This window comes from Kitasatospora sp. NPDC085895 (assembly GCF_040702125.1).
Classification (GTDB): Bacteria; Actinomycetota; Actinomycetes; order Streptomycetales; family Streptomycetaceae; genus Kitasatospora; species Kitasatospora arboriphila.
The window spans coordinates 40212-56394 of the sequence record NZ_JBFBJY010000057.1 but is presented as its reverse complement, the minus strand read 5'-3'; the positions used below and the strand labels follow the sequence as shown (position 1 = coordinate 56394).

General features: G+C 74.1%; 16 protein-coding genes. 7 read left to right on the top strand and 9 right to left on the bottom strand.

Annotation, left to right across the window (positions count from 1 at the left end; genetic code table 11):
- Positions 1-206: 206 nt before the first annotated feature.
- A complete protein-coding gene (locus AB0442_RS28935; RefSeq protein WP_344621827.1) occupies positions 207-1007 on the bottom strand; it encodes a MarR family winged helix-turn-helix transcriptional regulator in 801 nt (266 codons plus the stop codon).
- A 526-nt stretch (positions 1008-1533) separates the two neighbouring features.
- Here AB0442_RS28935 and fabG point away from each other — a divergent pair.
- The 4 genes from fabG to AB0442_RS28915 all read left to right on the top strand — a co-directional run bounded on the left by fabG (position 1534) and on the right by AB0442_RS28915 (position 3902).
- Positions 1534-2301, top strand: a complete 768-nt coding sequence (gene fabG, locus AB0442_RS28930; RefSeq protein WP_366166468.1) for a 3-oxoacyl-ACP reductase FabG — start codon at positions 1534-1536, stop codon at positions 2299-2301.
- 211 nt (positions 2302-2512) lie between these two features.
- Positions 2513-2704 carry a hypothetical protein gene (locus AB0442_RS28925; protein ID WP_030272071.1) on the top strand — a complete coding sequence of 64 codons (192 nt, stop codon included), beginning with the start codon at positions 2513-2515 and terminating at the stop codon, positions 2702-2704.
- Positions 2705-2842: 138 nt separating this feature from the next.
- The gene (locus tag AB0442_RS28920) at positions 2843-3586 is read left to right on the top strand and encodes a phosphatase PAP2 family protein (protein ID WP_366166466.1); all 744 of its coding nucleotides are present in this window, start codon (positions 2843-2845) and stop codon (positions 3584-3586) included.
- Between the two features lie 40 nt (positions 3587-3626).
- Entirely contained in the window at positions 3627-3902 is a 276-nt protein-coding gene (locus tag AB0442_RS28915) for a DUF6343 family protein (protein ID WP_359984347.1), read from the top strand.
- Between the two features lie 28 nt (positions 3903-3930).
- Here the strand turns inward: AB0442_RS28915 and AB0442_RS28910 are convergent, their stop codons facing one another.
- Positions 3931-4164: a hypothetical protein gene (locus tag AB0442_RS28910; protein WP_366166464.1), complete on the bottom strand. Its 234-nt coding sequence runs from the start codon at positions 4162-4164 to the stop codon at positions 3931-3933.
- Between the two features lie 265 nt (positions 4165-4429).
- On the opposite strand from AB0442_RS28910, the gene AB0442_RS28905 reads away from it, so the two are divergent.
- The 3 genes from AB0442_RS28905 to AB0442_RS28895 all read left to right on the top strand — a co-directional run bounded on the left by AB0442_RS28905 (position 4430) and on the right by AB0442_RS28895 (position 6335).
- A complete protein-coding gene (locus AB0442_RS28905; protein WP_366166462.1) occupies positions 4430-4930 on the top strand; it encodes a hypothetical protein in 501 nt (166 codons plus the stop codon).
- Positions 4931-5169: 239 nt separating this feature from the next.
- On the top strand, positions 5170-5526 hold the full coding sequence (locus tag AB0442_RS28900) for an enolase C-terminal domain-like protein (protein WP_366166482.1): 357 nt from the start codon (positions 5170-5172) through the stop codon (positions 5524-5526).
- Positions 5523-6335, top strand: coding sequence for an NAD(P)-dependent oxidoreductase (locus AB0442_RS28895; protein WP_366166480.1), 813 nt, complete (start codon positions 5523-5525; stop codon positions 6333-6335). Before AB0442_RS28900 ends, AB0442_RS28895 begins: the two co-directional genes overlap by 4 nt.
- Positions 6336-6358: 23 nt before the next feature.
- Here the strand turns inward: AB0442_RS28895 and AB0442_RS28890 are convergent, their stop codons facing one another.
- From AB0442_RS28890 to hpnE, 7 genes are all read right to left on the bottom strand, one after another.
- On the bottom strand, positions 6359-7759 hold the full coding sequence (locus tag AB0442_RS28890; protein ID WP_366166460.1) for an aspartate aminotransferase family protein: 1401 nt from the start codon (positions 7757-7759) through the stop codon (positions 6359-6361).
- Positions 7749-9659, bottom strand: a complete 1911-nt coding sequence (gene dxs / locus AB0442_RS28885; RefSeq protein WP_363550362.1) for a 1-deoxy-D-xylulose-5-phosphate synthase — start codon at positions 9657-9659, stop codon at positions 7749-7751. Before dxs ends, AB0442_RS28890 begins: the two co-directional genes overlap by 11 nt.
- A gap of 127 nt (positions 9660-9786) precedes the next feature.
- Positions 9787-10812: an adenosyl-hopene transferase HpnH gene (gene hpnH / locus AB0442_RS28880; protein ID WP_263106172.1), complete on the bottom strand. Its 1026-nt coding sequence runs from the start codon at positions 10810-10812 to the stop codon at positions 9787-9789.
- A gap of 2 nt (positions 10813-10814) precedes the next feature.
- Positions 10815-11480 (bottom strand): 1-hydroxy-2-methyl-2-butenyl 4-diphosphate reductase, encoded by a 666-nt coding sequence (locus AB0442_RS28875; RefSeq protein WP_366166458.1) that lies wholly within the window; start codon positions 11478-11480, stop codon positions 10815-10817.
- A gap of 37 nt (positions 11481-11517) precedes the next feature.
- Entirely contained in the window at positions 11518-13431 is a 1914-nt protein-coding gene (gene shc, locus AB0442_RS28870; protein ID WP_366166478.1) for a squalene--hopene cyclase, read from the bottom strand.
- A 186-nt stretch (positions 13432-13617) separates the two neighbouring features.
- The gene (locus AB0442_RS28865) at positions 13618-14619 is read right to left on the bottom strand and encodes a polyprenyl synthetase family protein (RefSeq protein WP_366166476.1); all 1002 of its coding nucleotides are present in this window, start codon (positions 14617-14619) and stop codon (positions 13618-13620) included.
- A 161-nt stretch (positions 14620-14780) separates the two neighbouring features.
- Entirely contained in the window at positions 14781-16181 is a 1401-nt protein-coding gene (gene hpnE / locus AB0442_RS28860) for a hydroxysqualene dehydroxylase HpnE (RefSeq protein ID WP_366166456.1), read from the bottom strand.
- Positions 16182-16183 lie beyond the last annotated feature (2 nt).

Below are 16183 nucleotides of genomic sequence, written 5' to 3'. Positions count from 1 at the left end.
TACCAAAAACCTCTCCCTCCCCTCCCTTTTCCCTTTCCCTGGGTTTCTCTTGTACGTGCGCGGGGCCGGGCCCTACGGGGGCCCCCCCCCCCCGGGGGGGGGGGCCGGCCGCCGTACGGTACGCCCGAGGGCCGTCACTCCGCACAGGTGACGGCCCTCGGGCGATTGCGCGGCCGGGCCGCGCAACTGCCGAATCGTTCCGCCGGCTACAGCCGAGCGGTCTTGGCGAGCAGGGCCAGTGCCTGCTCGTGCTCCTCGGGCTCCAGCGGGGCGAGGAGCAGTTCCTGCACCTCGCGCACGCCGGCCGCCGACCGGTGCAGGAGGTCCTGCCCGGCGGGCGAGAGCGACAGCAGGTTGCGCCGCCCGTCCGAGGGGTCGCGGCGGCGGAGCACCAGGCCGCGCCGGACGAGCCGGCTGACCATCTCGGCCATCGTCGCCTTGTCGAGCGAAGCGAGTTCGCCGACGGTGCGCTGGTCCGCACCCGGCTCCGTCTCCAACGCCTCCAGCACCGCATACTGGGGCGCGGTCAGCTCGGCGCCGACCTTGTCGGACCAGAGCTTGGTGTGCACCTGCTGGGCCACCCGGATGAGGTAGCCGATCGCCCGCTGGGCGTCGAGCAGCGGGCGCGCGTCGGTCAGCGCCGCGACCGCGGCCGGTTCCAGCCGGGCTATCTTGGCCATGACCCGGACGATCTCGATCTGCTCGTCGGGGGTGAGCGGCTCGAAGAGCGTCCGCTGCACGCGGACGACTCCGCCGGTGGCCTCGCGGACCGCCTGGGCGCCGTTCTGAGACAGGGCCAGCAGCTTGCGCCGGCCGTCGGCCGGGTCGCGCCGGCGCAGCACCAGGCCGCGTCGGACGAGTCGGGCCACCATCTCGGCCATCGTCGCCTTGTCCAGCGAGGCCCGTTCGCCCACGGTGCGCTGATCGGCACCGGGCTCGAGGGCGAGCGCGAGGAGCACGGCGAACTGCGGAGCCGTCAGATCGGCTCCGACGTGCTCGGACCACAAGCGGGTGTGCACCTGTTGGGCCACTCGGATGAGGTGGCCGGGCGACTGCTGCAGTCGACCAGCCACTCGGGTTGTCGGGATCTCCCCCAGCACCATGAAATCCGTCCCGGTGTCACGCTCGGTGTGTGTGGGACACCCGAGCGGGGCAGTAACGGCGAGTAAGCGTCCCGCTGTGTGGGAGGGCGCGTCAGCCGTGCAGCCGGTGGCTGCTGGCGCACACTATACAAACGGTTCAGCCGCCCTGGCAGGCAGGGGCTGATAGTAGTCGCATGTTCGGCAAAGTTGGCATATTTCCGCCATCTGTCGGGCCCACGACAGGTCGGGTTTCGCCCGTCCGGCCGCTGCCCGCCCTCACCCTCCGTCACCTGCGGCTCTACACCCTGGCCCACGAGACTACCCGCCGGTAGGGTGTCGCCGCAGCGCGCTGTGTACCACCTTTCGCCCCGGGCTCACCGGCCGGGGCGCGCGGGGAGGCCGCCGCCCCCGGTGCCGGCCTCCCTCCCCTCCGAGAGAGACGAGTACGAGCATGACCGAGCAGTCCCCCGCCACCCGGGTCGCCGTCGTCACCGGTGGCGCCCGCGGCATCGGCGCCGCCACCGCCCTGCGCCTGGCCGCCGACGGCTACGCCGTCGCCGTGGTCGACCTGGAGGAGTCCGCGGGCAAGCAGACCGTGGACGCCGTCGTGGCCGCGGGCGGCCGTGCGCTCGCCGTCGGCGCCGACGTCTCGAACGCCGAGCAGGTGCAGGCCGCCGTCGACCGGATCGCCGCCGAACTCGGCGCCCCCGTGGTGCTGGTGAACAACGCCGGCGTGCTCCGCGACAACCTGCTCTTCAAGATGTCCGAGTCCGACTGGGACACCGTCATGAACGTGCACCTCAAGGGCGCCTTCCTGATGACCCGTGCGGTGCAGAAGCACATGGTGGACGCCGGCTTCGGACGGATCGTCAACCTCTCCTCCTCGTCCGCCCAGGGCAACCGCGGCCAGGCCAACTACTCGTCCGCGAAGGCCGGTCTGCAGGGCTTCACCAAGACCCTGGCGATCGAGCTCGGCAAGTTCGGCATCACCGCCAACGCGGTCGCCCCCGGCTTCATCGCCACCGACATGACCGCGGCCACCGCCGCCCGGGTGGGCATGGAGTTCGAGGCGTTCAAGCAGGCCGCCGCGACCCAGATCCCGGTGAACCGGGTCGGCACCCCCGAGGACGTCGCCCACACCATCTCCTTCCTGGCGAGCGAGGGCGCCGGCTTCGTCTCCGGCCAGGTCGTGTACGTGGCCGGCGGCCCGCTCGACTGACCCGCGGACGGGTGCTGCGGACCGCACCGCGGCGACCGGCGCGGACGTCCCGGTCGCCGCAGGTACGGAAGAAGCCCGAGCGTCGCAGTGCGCACAGGCCCTCCGATGGTCCACACTCGGTAGCAGACGTCCGCTGCCCGAGGAGGGCCGCGGAGCCGCAGCCGGCCGGTCGCCGACGGCACGGCCGGCACTCGTACCACTGGAGGCCTCCATGTCCGAGTCCACTGACAGCCGATCGATGCCCACCCCGGACCACCTGCTCCACACCGGGGCGGAGCACCCCGTCGACCCCGAGGACCTGGTGATGGCCTCCGGCCGCACCCCCACGCCGGAGCTCATCGAGAAGGCCCGGCAGGACCTCCAGAAGTACGGCCGGGTCGCCGTGGAGCGCCTGCTCCCCTGACCTGGAGTCCGTACCGCCGCCGCCGAGGGGCCCCGCGTCCGCGGGGCCCCTCGCGTTCCGCCGCCGCGGCTCCGGCGGGGGAACCGGCGGTCCCGGCCCGGCCCGGACCGCCGCGGTGCAGCGGGTAGGGTCTCTGGGGTGCGAGTCCTGACCGAATCCCCCCTCGACCGGCGGTCCGCGGCCGTCCCGCCGGCGGAGCCGGCCCGGGCGCCGATCGGCCGCGGGCGCGTGCTGCTGATCGCCGCCACCGCGCTGGTGTACGCGGCGGTCGTGGTCGGGGTGCTCGCCGACACCGCCCTGGTCCGCTTCGACTGGTGGCTGGAGCTGCTCAAGCCGTACAAGCGGTGGCCCGAGGTGCGGCCGCTGCTCGACGTGTGGATCGTGGCGGGCCAGCGCGGCCCCTCCGCGATCGCCGCCTGCCTCTGGCTCGGCTGGCGCTCCTGGCGCAGCCGGACCGTGCGGCCGCTGCTGGTGATGGGCGCGGCCCTGCTGCTCCTCAACATCACCGTGGGCGGCGTCAAGATCGTCACCGGTCGGCTCGGCCCGCACTACGCGCACGTCATCGACTCCCCCGAGCTGTTCGCCGGAGGAACGATCTTCCCGTCCGGGCACACCGCCAACGCGGTGGTGACCTGGGGCGTCCTCGCCTACCTGGCGGTGCGGTGGCGGCGCACCGGGGCGGTGCTGGCCGGGCTGACGGCGGCGTCGATCGGCCTCACCACCGTCTACCTCGGCACCCACTGGATCTCGGACGTGGTGGCCGGCTGGACGGCCGGCCTGCTGGTGCTGCTCGCCCTGCCGCTCGCCGAGCCGCTGGTGGACGCCGCGGACCGCCGGATCACCGCGCTGTACCACGGCCCGGCCCGCCGCACCGGGCGCTGACCCCAGGCCTACCCTGGAAGGGGGGCTGGAGGTGAGCGCCATGCGTCCGGCGAGGACACCCCGGTACTGGCGCAGCGGCACCGAGCCGGCGACCGCCCGCAGCGATCTGAAGCTGCGCTTCCTGCTGTCGGTGATGTTCCTGCCGGTGTTCGTGGCGATGACGGCCGGGTTCGCGCTCTGGGCCTCCCGCAGCACCGGCTCCGACCTGCCGAGCAGCGGTGCGCTGACGGGCTTCGCGGTGCTCTCCGGGGTGCTGACGGTGTTCGCCGCCGTGGACCTGTACGTGGTGGTCCGGCGCCGCCGCACCGAGCTGTGACGCCCGGCCCGGCGCTCGCCGCGGGGCGTCAGGGCTCGCCGAAGCACTCCTCCAGCAGCAGGTCGGCGAGCCGGGCGGCGGCGACCGCGAGCACGCCCGGCCGGACGGCGAGCGGTGCACCGTCGGCGGGCGCCGCCCCGGCGGCGAGCAGCGCCTCCACCTCGGGGAGTGCGGCGTGCTCGCGCACGCCCTCCAGGAAGGCCGCGCGCATCCGCGGATCGCGCATCGGGGCGGCCGGGGCCTGCGCGGCGGCGACCACCACGGCCTTCTCGGCGCCGGGATCGGCGGCCGGGACGCGGACCGGGCCGGGCTTGACGCAGAGCTGTCGTTGTCGGGGGTGAACGATCCGGCGAGTCCGGCGCCGATCTCCTCGGCGCGGGTGGCGGCGGCCCGCTCGGTGACGACGACGGGATTGAGGCTGCCGAGCTCGCCGTGGAGGGATCGGCCGGCGCGGGGCGGGCCCGTCCGACGGCCCGATCCCGGTCCACCCCTCCCCCGATCGCAGCGGGCATGACAGTCTGTCCGCCATGCGCACACGTTCCCTCACCGTGGCCGTCGCGGCCGCCGCCGTGATCGGGCTGGCCGGATGCTCCGGCTCCACCGGCTCCGCGTCGAAGGCCGACCCCGCCGCACCCGCCTCCGCCGCCCCGGCGGTCTCCGCCGCCCCCGCCGCGTCCGGGGCCGCAGCCTCCGGCGACGCCGCGGCCGGCACGCCGGCCGGCGCCAAGCCCGCGCCGCCGTCGAACGCCGGGCTGCCCGCCGAGCCGGACTCCGCGACCGCCGCCAAGCTGGTCGCGGCGCTGAAGGCGCTGGACCCGGACATCGTCTCGGCGGGGCCGGCGAAGACGGTGGAGGCGGCCCGCAAGCAGTGCCAGGCCGTCTACAACTACCCGAAGGACCACGCCAGGCTGGTCGAGGTGGCGGGCAGCACCTTCACCTCCGCCGCGCACCCGAAGGGCTTCGGCCCGGAGGTCTCGGAGAAGATCCTCGCCGCCGTGCAGGCCTCGGGCCTGTGCACCCGCATCTGACCCGTCGACAGCCGCGGGCCCCGATCGTCCTCCGGTCGGGGCCCGCGTGCGTGTCAGCCCGCCGGCCGCAGCAGCCGCACCGCCGCCAGGTCCGCGTCGGAGGCCGGGCCCGCGTGGTGGAGCCGTAGTTCGTCGGCGCCCGGGACGGCCCGCGGCGGGGCCCGCCCAGCCCGGCGACCACCGGCGGGTCGGCCGCGGGCACGGTGCCGGGCCGCCGTTGGGGCGCGGCGAGCGGCAGGGTGCGGGCCGGGTCGGGCAGCACCGGCCCGTCGGCGAACTCCAGCACCCGGGCCGACGTCGGCGGCATCACCCCGGCCGTCCTCACCCCGCACCCCGCCGAGGCCTTCGGCATGGACTGCGAGGTGCACGGCAACGGTTCCGCCGCCCTCTCGCTGCCCGGCGCCACCACCGACAACCGCCGGTACGAACGCGGGCTGCTCCACCCGCACACCGACTTCGACGCCGCGCCGCCGCACCTCCGCACGATCGTGGACGCGATGGACGAGCATGGCACCGTCCGGCTCCCCGACCGGCCGGGCCTCGGCGACCACCTCGACCTCGACCACGTCAAGCGCCACACGATCACCACGGACTGACGATGCCACGGACCGTCCTGCTCACCGGCGCGGCCGGCGGCGTCGGCAGCATGCTGCGCGAGCTGCTGCCCGCGTACGGCCACCGCCTCCGGCTCGCCGACCTCGCACCGGTCCCGGACGCCCCGGACGCCCTCGCCTTCGACCTGCGGGACGCCGGGGCCGTCCGCGCGGCCGTCCGCGGCGTGGAGGCGGTCGTGCACCTCGGCGGCATCTCGCGGGAGGACACCTTCGCCCGCATCCTCGGCGCCAACGTCGAAGGCACCTACCACCTCTACGAGGCCGCCCGGCTGGAGGGGGTGCGGCGGGTGGTCTTCGCCAGCTCCAACCACGCCGTCGGCTTCACCCCGCTGCACGGCCTCGGCCCGGGCGGCCGGGGCCTGATCGGCACCGACGTGCCGCCCCGGCCCGACACCTACTACGGCCTGTCCAAGGTGTTCGGCGAGGGCCTGGCCCAGCTCTACGCCGACAAGTACGGCATCGACACCGTCTCGATCCGGATCGGCTCCTGCTTCCCGAAGCCGCGCTCCACCCGGATGCTCTCCACCTGGCTCAGCCCCGCCGACTGCGCCCGGCTGGTGCACGCCGCCCTCACCGCCCCCGTCGAGGGCCACGTGGTGGTCAACGGCATCAGCGCCAACACCCGCGCCTGGTGGGACCTGGGCCCGGCCCGGGCGCTCGGCTACGAACCGCAGGACGACGCCGAGGCGTACGCCGCCGAGGTGATCGCCGAACACGGCGAACCGGAGCCGGACGGCGTCGACGCCCGCTTCCTTGGCGGCGCCTTCACCGAGATCGAACCACCACGCTGAGCGGTCGGGTCAGGGCGCGGAGTTCACCGCCCGCCGACCGCCTGCTTGACCAGGGTGCGGCCGAAGTCCCACATCAGGCCGCTGCCGCGGTGCGCCTCGTCCATCACCTCGGTGAAGGCGTCGACGAAGCGGTCGACCTCCTTCTCGGTGATGATCAGCGGCGGGATCAGCTTGATCACCTCCAGGTGGTCGCCGGACACCTGGGTGAGGATCCGGTGCCGCTGCAGCAGCGGCACGACCACCATCTGCGCGAACAGCCCCTTGCGGGCGGCCTGCAGCGCCGTCCACCCGGTGCGCAGCTTCAGCGACTTGGGCCGGCCGAACTCGATGCCGATCATCAGCCCGCGGCCCCGCACGTCGGCCAGCAGCTCGTACCGGTCGACCAGTTCCGCGAGCCGGCCGCGGAACAGGTCGCCGACCTTCCGGGCGTTGGCCACCACCTGCTCGTCGCGCATCACGTGGAGCGTGGCGAGGCCGGCCGCCATCGCCTGCGCGTTGGAGCCGAAGCTGGCGGAGTGCACCAGCACCCGGTCCATCGACGAGTACACCTTGTCGAAGATCCAGTCCTTGCCGAGGGTCGCGCCGATCGGCACGTAGCCGCCGGAGAGCGCCTTGGCCGCGCAGACGAGGTCGGGCCGCACGCCCTCCTCGTGCTGGTAGGCGAAGAAGTCGCCGGTGCGGCCGATGCCGGTCTGCACCTCGTCGCAGATCAGCAGCGCCTTGTGGGCGTGCAGCAGCTCCTGCGCGGCGTACAGCCAGCCGGGCGGGGCGGCGTGCACGCCCTTGCCCTGGATCGGTTCGACGATCAGTGCGGCGACGTCGCCCTTCTTCAACTCCTTCTCCAGCGCGCCGAGGTCGCCGAGCGGCACCGCGGTGTCCGGCAGCAGCGGCTCGAAGCCCTTGCGGAAGCCGCTCTCGCCGTTGACCGAGAGCGAGCCCGCCGTCAGGCCGTGGAAGGCGTGGTCGCAGTAGAGGATCCGCCGCCGGCCGGTGGCGCAGCGGGCGAACTTGAGCGCGGTCTCGACCGCCTCGGTGCCGCTGTTGCCGAAGAACACCCGGTCCAGGCCGGGGGCTTCGGCGAGCAGCCGCTCGGCGAGCAGGCCGGGCAGCGGGGCGCAGTCGAAGCGGGTGAGGTCGGGCAGTCCGAGGTCCATCACCTGCTGCACGGCGGCGCGCACCACCGGGTGGTGCCGGCCGAGCGCGAAGATCCCGAACCCGGCCAGCATGTCCAGGTACTCGTTGCCGTCGGCGTCGTAGAAGTACGGGCCCTCGGCGCGCTCGTAGTACTTGTCGAAGCCGATGGTGTGCAGCATCCGGGGCAGCTGCGGGTTGAGGTACTTGGCGTGCAGCTCGTAGCGCTCGGTGGCGCGGTCGGCGAGCAGGGCGGCGAGGTCGAGGCCCCCGGTGGGACGGTCAGCCGGCATGGTGCTGGTTCGCTCCTCGGATCGGTAGCAGCTGCTTGGCGTGGGCGGCGGTCTGGGCGGCGACGCCGGTGCCGGTGAGTCCGATCTCCTCGAGGATCTCACCGCGGCCGGCGTGCGCCAGGAACTCCTGCGGGACGCCGAGGTCGCGCAGCGGGGTGTCGACACCGGCGTCGCGCATGGCCTGGGCGACGGCGGCGCCGACGCCTCCGGTGCGGCCGTTGTCCTCGACGGTGACGACGAGCCGGTGGGCGGCGGCCAGGTCGACCAGGGCGGGGTCGACCGGCTTCACCCAGCGGGGGTCGACGACGGTGGCGGTGAAGCCCTCGGCGAGCAGCAGGGCGGCGGCGTCGAGGCAGGCGGGGGCCATCGCGCCGACGGCGACCAGCAGGATCTCGGGCGCGGGCCCGGTGCGGTGCAGCACGTCGACGCCGCCGACCCGTTCCAGGGCGGGCACGCCGGGGCCGAGGTCGCCCTTGGGGAAGCGCAGCACGGTGGGTGCGTCGGGAACCTCGACGGCCTCGCGGAGCTGGGTGCGCAGCTGTTCGGCGTCGCGCGGGGCGGCGAGCCGCAGGCCGGGGACGACCTGGAGGATCGACATGTCCCACATGCCGTTGTGGGAGGCTCCGTCGTTGCCGGTGACGCCGGCCCGGTCGAGGACGAAGGTGACGCCCAGCCTGTGCAGGGCGACGTCCATCAGCACCTGGTCGAAGGCCCGGTTGAGGAAGGTCGCGTAGACGGCGACGACCGGGTGCAGTCCGGCGGTGGCGAGGCCGGCGGCGCTGGCGACGGCGTGCTGTTCGGCGATGCCGACGTCGAAGGTGCGGTCGGGGTGGGCGGCGGCGAAGTCGGCGAGCCCGACCGGCTGGAGCATGGCGGCGGTGACGGCGACGACGTCGGCCCGTTCCCTGCCGAGTTCGACCATCTCGGTGCCGAAGACGGAGGTCCAGGAGGTCCCGCGGGAGGGCGAGACCGGCAGGCAGGTGTACGGGTCCATGGCGCCGACGGCGTGGAAGCGGTCGGCCTCGTCCTGTTCGGCGGGGCGGTAGCCGCGGCCCTTCTCGGTGATGCAGTGCACGATGACGGGGCCGCCGAAGCGCTTGGCGCGGCGCAGTGCCTGTTCGACGGCGCCGATGTCGTGGCCGTCGATCGGGCCGACGTACTTGAGGCCGAGGTCCTCGAACATGCCCTGCGGGGCGAAGGCGTCCTTGAAGCCCTTCTTGGCGCCGTGCAGGGCGCCGAAGATGGGCTGGCCGACGATCGGGGTGCGCTGCAGGGCCTCCTTGCCCCAGGCGAGGAAGCGTTCGTAGCCGCGGGTGGTGCGCAGGGTGGCGAGGTGGTGGGCGAGGCCGCCGATGGTGCGGGCGTAGGAGCGTTCGTTGTCGTTGACCACGATGACCAGGGGTCGGTCGTCGGCCTCGGCGATGTTGTTGAGGGCCTCCCAGGCCATGCCGCCGGTGAGCGCGCCGTCGCCGACGACGGCGACGGTGTGCCGGTCGGTGCGGCCGAGCAGTTGGTTGGCCTTGGCGATGCCGTCGGCGTAGCCGAGCGCGGTGGAGGCGTGCGAGTTCTCGATGAGGTCGTGGTCGGACTCGGCGCGCGAGGGGTAGCCGGAGAGGCCGCCGCGGCCGCGCAGGCGGCTGAAGTCCTGCCGGCCGGTGAGGAGCTTGTGGACGTAGGCCTGGTGGCCGGTGTCCCAGAGGATGCGGTCGCGCGGGGAGTCGAAGACGCGGTGGACGGCGATGGTCAGTTCGACCACGCCGAGGTTGGGTCCGAGATGCCCTCCGGTGCGGGTGACGGCGTCGATCAGGAAGTCGCGGATCTCGTCGGCGAGCAGGGGGAGGTCGCCGGCGGGCAGGCGTCTCAGGTCGGCGGGCCCCTTGATGGTGGACAGGAGTGACATGGCTTCACCTCGCGACTCGGTGGAGAGCGATGACCGTCTGTGTCCAGGGTGCGGCCGGTGCGGTCGGCTCGCCTGTTGTCCGGGGCCCGCGGCGTGCGCCGGGCGCACGCCGCGGGCCCCCGGGACGTCAGTTGATCCGGCCGGACCCCAGGGTCTCCCGGGCAGCGCGCAGGGATTCCTTGAGCGAGCCCATGGTGGCGAGGACGGCGGTGGGTTCGTAGCCGCAGTGCGCCATGCAGTTGTCGCAGCGCGGGTCCCTGCCGCGGCCGTACTTGTCCCAGTCCGTCTTCTCGATGAGTTCGCGGTAGGTGGGGACGTAGCCGTCGGCCATCAGGTAGCAGGGGCGCTGCCAGCCGAAGAGGGAGTAGTTGGGGATGCCCCAGGCGGTGCAGTCGAAGTCGACCTTCCCTTCCAGGAAGTCCAGGAAGAGCGGGCTGTGGTTGAGCCGCCAGCGGCGCCGGTTGCCGCCGGAGAAGGCCTTGCGGAAGAGCTCCCTGGTCTGTTCGACGCCGAGGAAGTGGTCCTGGTCGGGCGCCTTCTCGTAGGCGTAGGCCGGGGAGATCATCATCTCGTCGACCTTGAGCTCGTCGTTGAGGTAGTCGAGCACCTCGATGATGGTCTGCGGGGTGTCGGTGTTGAAGAAGGTGGAGTTGGTGGTGACCCGGAAGCCGCGCCGCTTGGCCTCCCGGATCGCCTCCACCGCCTCGTCGAAGGTGCCCTCCTTGGCCACCGAGGCGTCGTGCCGCTCGCGCAGGCCGTCGATGTGGACGGTGAAGGTGAAGTACGGCGAAGGAGTGAATCTGTCGAGCTTCTTGCGCATCAGCAAGGCGTTGGTGCAGAGGAAGACGTACTTGCGGCGGGCGACCAGCTGGCGGACGATCTCGTCGATCTGCGGGTGCATCAGCGGCTCGCCGCCGGCGATGGAGACCATCGGCGCCCCCGACTCCAGGACGGCGCCGACCGCCTGGGCGACCGGCATCCGCTGCTTGAGCACCCCGGCCGGATGCTGGATCTTGCCGCAGCCCTCGCAGGCCAGGTTGCAGGCGTACAGCGGCTCCAGCTCGACGATCAGGGGGAACTTCTCACGGCGCCGGAGCTTCTGCTGCAACAGGTAGGTGGACACGCGGACGGACTGACGCAGCGGCATGGCCATGGCTAACTCGCCTCCTGCGGGAGTGTCGAGGGCTGTGGTGGACGGGGTGCTGCGGTGGCGACCAGGCGGTGCCACTCGGTGAGGGCCGGTACGGCGGCCCGCAGGGCGCGCCAGGCGCGCACGCCGGCCGGCAGGGTGCCGGGCCGGATCAGCTCGCGCTCGGGGGTGTCGACGACCACCCGGAGCACCGCGGCCGGCAGCTCGGGCCGGGTCTCGGCGCGGGCGGCGAGGACGGCGGCGGCCTCCATGTCGACGGCGAGGGCGCCGCGGGCGTGCAGCGCCCGGCGCTGGGAGCCCCGCACCACGTGGTCCGCGGTGTGGTGCAGTCCGGTGTGCGTGGTCAGACCGCAGGCCTGCAGGGCCTTGGCGAGGGACGGGGCGCTGTCGAGCGCGAAGCGCCCGCCCTCCGAGTCGCGGACGGCGTCCGCGACGATGACCTCGCCGGGGGCGGTGCCGGGGGCGACGGAGGCGCCGAACCCGGCGACCACCAGGGCGCCGTAGTCGCCGGTGGAGAGCAGGGTCCGGACGACCTGCCCGGCCCGGCCGCGGCCGATCCCGGTGCGGACCAGGACGGGCGAGCCGCCGATCGCACCGGCCCAGTCGCCGCCGCGCAGGGCCCAGGCCTCCGGCCCGAGCGCGCACAGCACCAGCAGGGGCTCACCCGTCATCGCACACCTCCGGCCGTCTCGGTGAAGTGACGTTTTCTCACCGGTCACCGCCTCCTGCCCCGAGCGGCCGCCCGGTCACGTACCTGCCGAGCGCCGTCACCGGGAACACCAGGCGGTACAGGTGGTAGTTGATCGAGAAGTCCCACGGGAAGCCCGTCCCGGTGAACTGCGGTTCGTCCCAGGTGCCGTCGGCGCGCTGGGTGCGGGCCAGCCAGGCGACGCCGCGTTCCACGGCCTCGCTGCCGCTGCCCGGGCCGTCCGGTGCCTCGCCGGCGGCGAGCAGCGCCATCAGCGCCCAGGCGGTCTGCGAGGCGGTGGAGTCGCCGCGCCCGGCCCAGGTGGCCGGATCGTCGTAGGAGCGCATGTCCTCGCCCCAGCCGCCGTCCGGGTTCTGCCGGCTCTCCAGCCAGTGCACTGCCCGGCGGACGGCCGGGTGGTCGCCGCGGATCCCGGCGGCGACCAGCGCGGGCAGCACCGAGCCGGTGCCGTAGATGTAGTTGGTGCCCCAGCGGCCGAACCAGGAGCCGTCCTCCTCCTGGTGGTCGAGCAGCCAGGCGATGCCGCGCAGGGCCCGCGGGTCGGCGGCGCAGCCGACCTCGGCCAGCATCTCCACCACGTGGGCGGTGACGTCGGCCGAGGGCGGGTCGATGACCTCGCCGAAGTCGCAGAACGGCAGCTTGTTGGGGAGCGGGCTGGTGTTGTCGACGTCGAAGGCTCCCCAGGCGCCGTCGCGGGACTGCATGCCGAGGCACCAGCGGACGGCGCGTTCCACGGCGCCGTTCAGCCGCGGGGGCTCCGGGTGGGCGACCCGGCGCAGCGCCAGCACCACCTCGGCGGTGTCGTCGATGTCGGGGTAGGTGTCGTTGTGGAACTCGAAGGCCCAGCCGCCGGGCGCCAGCCGCGGCCGCTTGACCGACCAGTCGCCGCGGGTGGTGATCTCCTCGTCGAGCATCCAGTCGGCGGCCCGGACGACGGCCGGGTCGTCGGCGGGCAGCCCGGCGTCGCGCAGCGCGATGGTGGCCAGGCAGGTGTCCCAGACCGGGGACTGGCAGGCCTCAAGCCAGCGTCTGCCGTCCTCGGTGTGCACGGTGAAGCCGTCGAAGGCGGCCAGTCCGGCCTTCATCACCGGGTGGTCGAGCTTGTAGCCGAGCAGGTGCAGGGCGATCAGGGAGTAGACGGCGGGCGGTTGGATGCCGCCCCAGCAGCCGTCGGCCTCCTGGCGGTCGACGATCCAGCGGCCGGCCCGGGCGAGCGCGCTGCGGCGCAGCGGCCGCACGGCGTACCGGTGGTAGTGGTGCATCAGCCGGTCGAGGCGTTGGAAGAGGCCCTCCCAGCTGGCGGCCGGGGCCAGCGGCGGGGCCGGGTACGGGTCGGCCGGGTCGGTGTGCAGTTCGGTGAGGTCGAACGGGGCCCGGCGTACCGGGCGGTGGGCCGAGACCACGGTCAGCGGGACGATGGTCTGCCGGGCCCACTGGCCGAAGGCGTAGATGTTGAGCGGGGCCCAGCTCGGCAGGAAGAGGATCTCCGGCGGTAGTTCGGGGAGGCGCTGCCAGGGCCACCAGCCGAACAGGGCGAGCCAGATGCGGGTGAAGACCCGGGTGGCCGCGATGCCGCCGTGCTCGCGGACGTGGCGGGCGGCGGACCGCATGTGCTCCTCGCCGGGGTCGTCCCCGGCGAGTCTCAGGGCGACGTACGCCTCGACGGTGGTGGACAGTTCGGGAGGCCCGCCGTGGAAGGTCGCCCAGGTGCCGTCCGCGCGCTGCTGCGAGCGGATCCAGGCTGCCGTGGCCCGGGTCTGGTCCGCGGTGCGGATGCCCAGGAACTCACGCAGTAACAGGTCCTCGGCGTCCATGGTGACGTTGGTCTCCAGGTCGCCCTTCCACCAGCCGTCGGGGTTCTGCAGTGACAGCAGGTGGGCGGTGGCCCGGGCCAGTGACGCCTCGACGGGCACATCGTCCGATCGTCCTACCGGAGTCCGGCCGTCGGCCGCCCGCTCCTCCTCGGGGGGCGGGACGAGGCCGTCCGGCAGCGGCACCTGGCGATCGGCCACCCGGTCGGGAGGGCGGTCACCCACCGCGACCGGCTCGGAATCGTACTCGGGGTCGAGCCGGCCGCCCGCGGTTGCTGTCAATTCACGTCACCTCTCTCGTACCACCACGAATTCGGCGAGTGCGACGAAGTGCTCGCGCACCTCGTCGGTCATCGGCACCTCGTCCAGTGCGGCGAGGGCGGTCTGGTGCCGGCGGCGGGCCTCGTCCTGCGTCCAGGCCCGGCCGCCGGCCTCCTCGATCAGCCCGGCGCGGGCGGCGAGCACCTGCTCGCTCTCCTCGCCGCGGCCCTGCGGGTCGGCCAGCTGGTCGGCGAGCTTGCGGGAGGCGGCGCCGCCCTCGGCGAGCGCGGCGCACACCGGCAGCGACTTCTTGCGCTGGCGCAGGTCGCCCCAGTGCGGCTTGCCGGTCACCTCCGTCGCTCCCCAGATGCCGAGCAGGTCGTCCACCGCCTGGAAGGCCAGGCCGAGGTGGTGCCCGTAGCGCTGCAGCGCGTCGGAGACCCGGTCGTCGGCGCCCGCGAGCACGGCGCCGATCGCGGCGGAGGCGGCGAGCAGGGCGCCGGTCTTGCCGCCCTCCATCTCCAGGCACTCCTCCACCGTCACCACGTCGCGCTGCTCGAAGGCGACGTCCATGGCCTGGCCGTCGATGAGCTTGCGGGTGGCGGTCGTGATCAGCCGGACGGCGCGTGCGGCGTCCGCGGCGGTCGCACCGCCCGTGACCGCCGCGTCGAGCAGCACCTCGGTACCCAGCGTGGCGAGCGCGTCGCCGACCAGGATCGCCTGGGCCGGTCCGAAGACCGTCCACGCGGTGGCCCGGTGCCGCCGGGTCTCGTCACCGTCCATCAGATCATCATGGAGCAGCGAAAAGTTGTGCACCAGCTCGACCGAGACGCCTCCGGGCACGCCGACCTCGGCCGGAGCACCGGCCGCCTCGGCCGACAGCAGCGCCAGCGCGGGCCGCACGGCCTTGCCGCCGTCCCCGGCGGCGGGCCGGCCGTCCCGGTCGATCCAGCCGAAGTGGTAGGCGCCGACGGTGTCCATCGGTGCGGCCAAACGGGCGACGGCGGACCGCAGCGACGGGGTGCACATGGTCCGGCCGCGTGCCAGCAGGTCCAGCACCGACGGGGTGTCCTTCACCGAGCCGACGCCCTGGGTGCGAGCCTCCACGTACGTTCCCTCTCCGTGCGGATGCCCGGCCGCCGTGGGCGCCAGGCGTGGTGCGGTGTCAATGGTCGTCCGGCGGGGCGGCGTCATCGCGGCCACCGTCCGTCGCCGCGGTCGGCGGGCAGCCGCCGGCCGGTGCGGGCGAGCGCGGCGTCCGCGGCGGCGTGGCCGCTGCGCACCGCACTCTCCATGGTGGCGGGCCAGCCGGTGGCCGTCCACGAACCGGCCAGCAGCAGGCCGGGCACGTCGGTGGCCGCGGCGGGCCGCAGCGGGGCGGTTCCGGGGGCCGGGTCGAAGGTGGCCGTCCGCTCGCGGGTGACGAAGAAGTCCAGCACCTCCGCCTCGCGGGCACCGGGCACCAGCCGGGCCAGTTCCGGCAGGTAGCGCTCGCGCAGCTCGGCCACCGGCAGGTCGATCTCGGCCTGCACCGCGGACTGCGACAGCGCCAGGTACTGGGCGCCGGGAACGTCGAGGCCCGAATGGGCCGTCCGGTCGAACACCCACTGCACGGGCGAGCCCAAAGCGGCGAAGAACGGGCGGCGCAGCAGGGTGCGGTCGTACACCACGTGCACGTTCAGGATCGGCGCGTGGCCGAGCCCGGCGATCCGCTGCTGGTCGCGGATCGCGCCCGGCGGCAGCAGGGCCGCCGCGGACTCCTGGGCGCCGGCCAGCACCACGGTGTCGGCGGAGAGCAGCTCGCCGTCCTCCAGCCGGACGCCGTGCCGGTCGGCGGGCTTGATCTCGGCCGCCCGGGTGCGCAGCCGGACCTGCACGCCGAGGTGCTCCAGCTCGGCCAGGGCGGCGTCGTGGTGGATCCGGCCGAGCGGCACGTTGGCCATGCCGATGTCGGAGGCGCCCGGGTCGGAGAGCAGGCCGGTCTTGAAGACCATGGCGGCCAGCGCCAGCGAGGTCTGCTCGGCGGTGGCGTTCAGCGTGGCGACGCCGACCAGGTCCCACAGGGCCGCGACGGTGGCCGGGGTCTGGCCGTGCTGCCGCAGCCAGGCGCCGAAGGAGATCCCGTCCAGTGCCGGGTCGGCGAGGTCGAGCGCCTGCAGCGCGAGGGCGGCGCGCACCACGCGCAGCCGGTCGGCCGGGCCGAGGTGCGGGTACCCGGCGAGGCTGGCGGCCAGGTGCAGCGGCACCGGCAGGCCCGCGCGGCGCAGCCGGCCGAAGGTGCGCCGGCCGTCGGGGGCGACGGAGAGCACCGGGACGTCCAGGCGCGGCTGGAGATCCACCAGACGGCCCGCGCCCAGTCGGTCCAGCAGGCCGCGGTAGGCGGTGCAGCAGCGCAGGAAGACGTGCTGGCCGTTGTCGACGACCAGGTCGCCGCGGCGGAAGGAGAAGGCGAGGCCGCCGAGCCGGGGTCTGGTCTCCAGCAGGGTGACCCGGTGGTCGGCCTCGGCGAGGCGCAGGGCCGCGGTGATGCCGGCGAGCCCGCCGCCGACCACGACGGCGGTGGGCCGCTCGGCCGTCGTCCGTGCGGTCATCG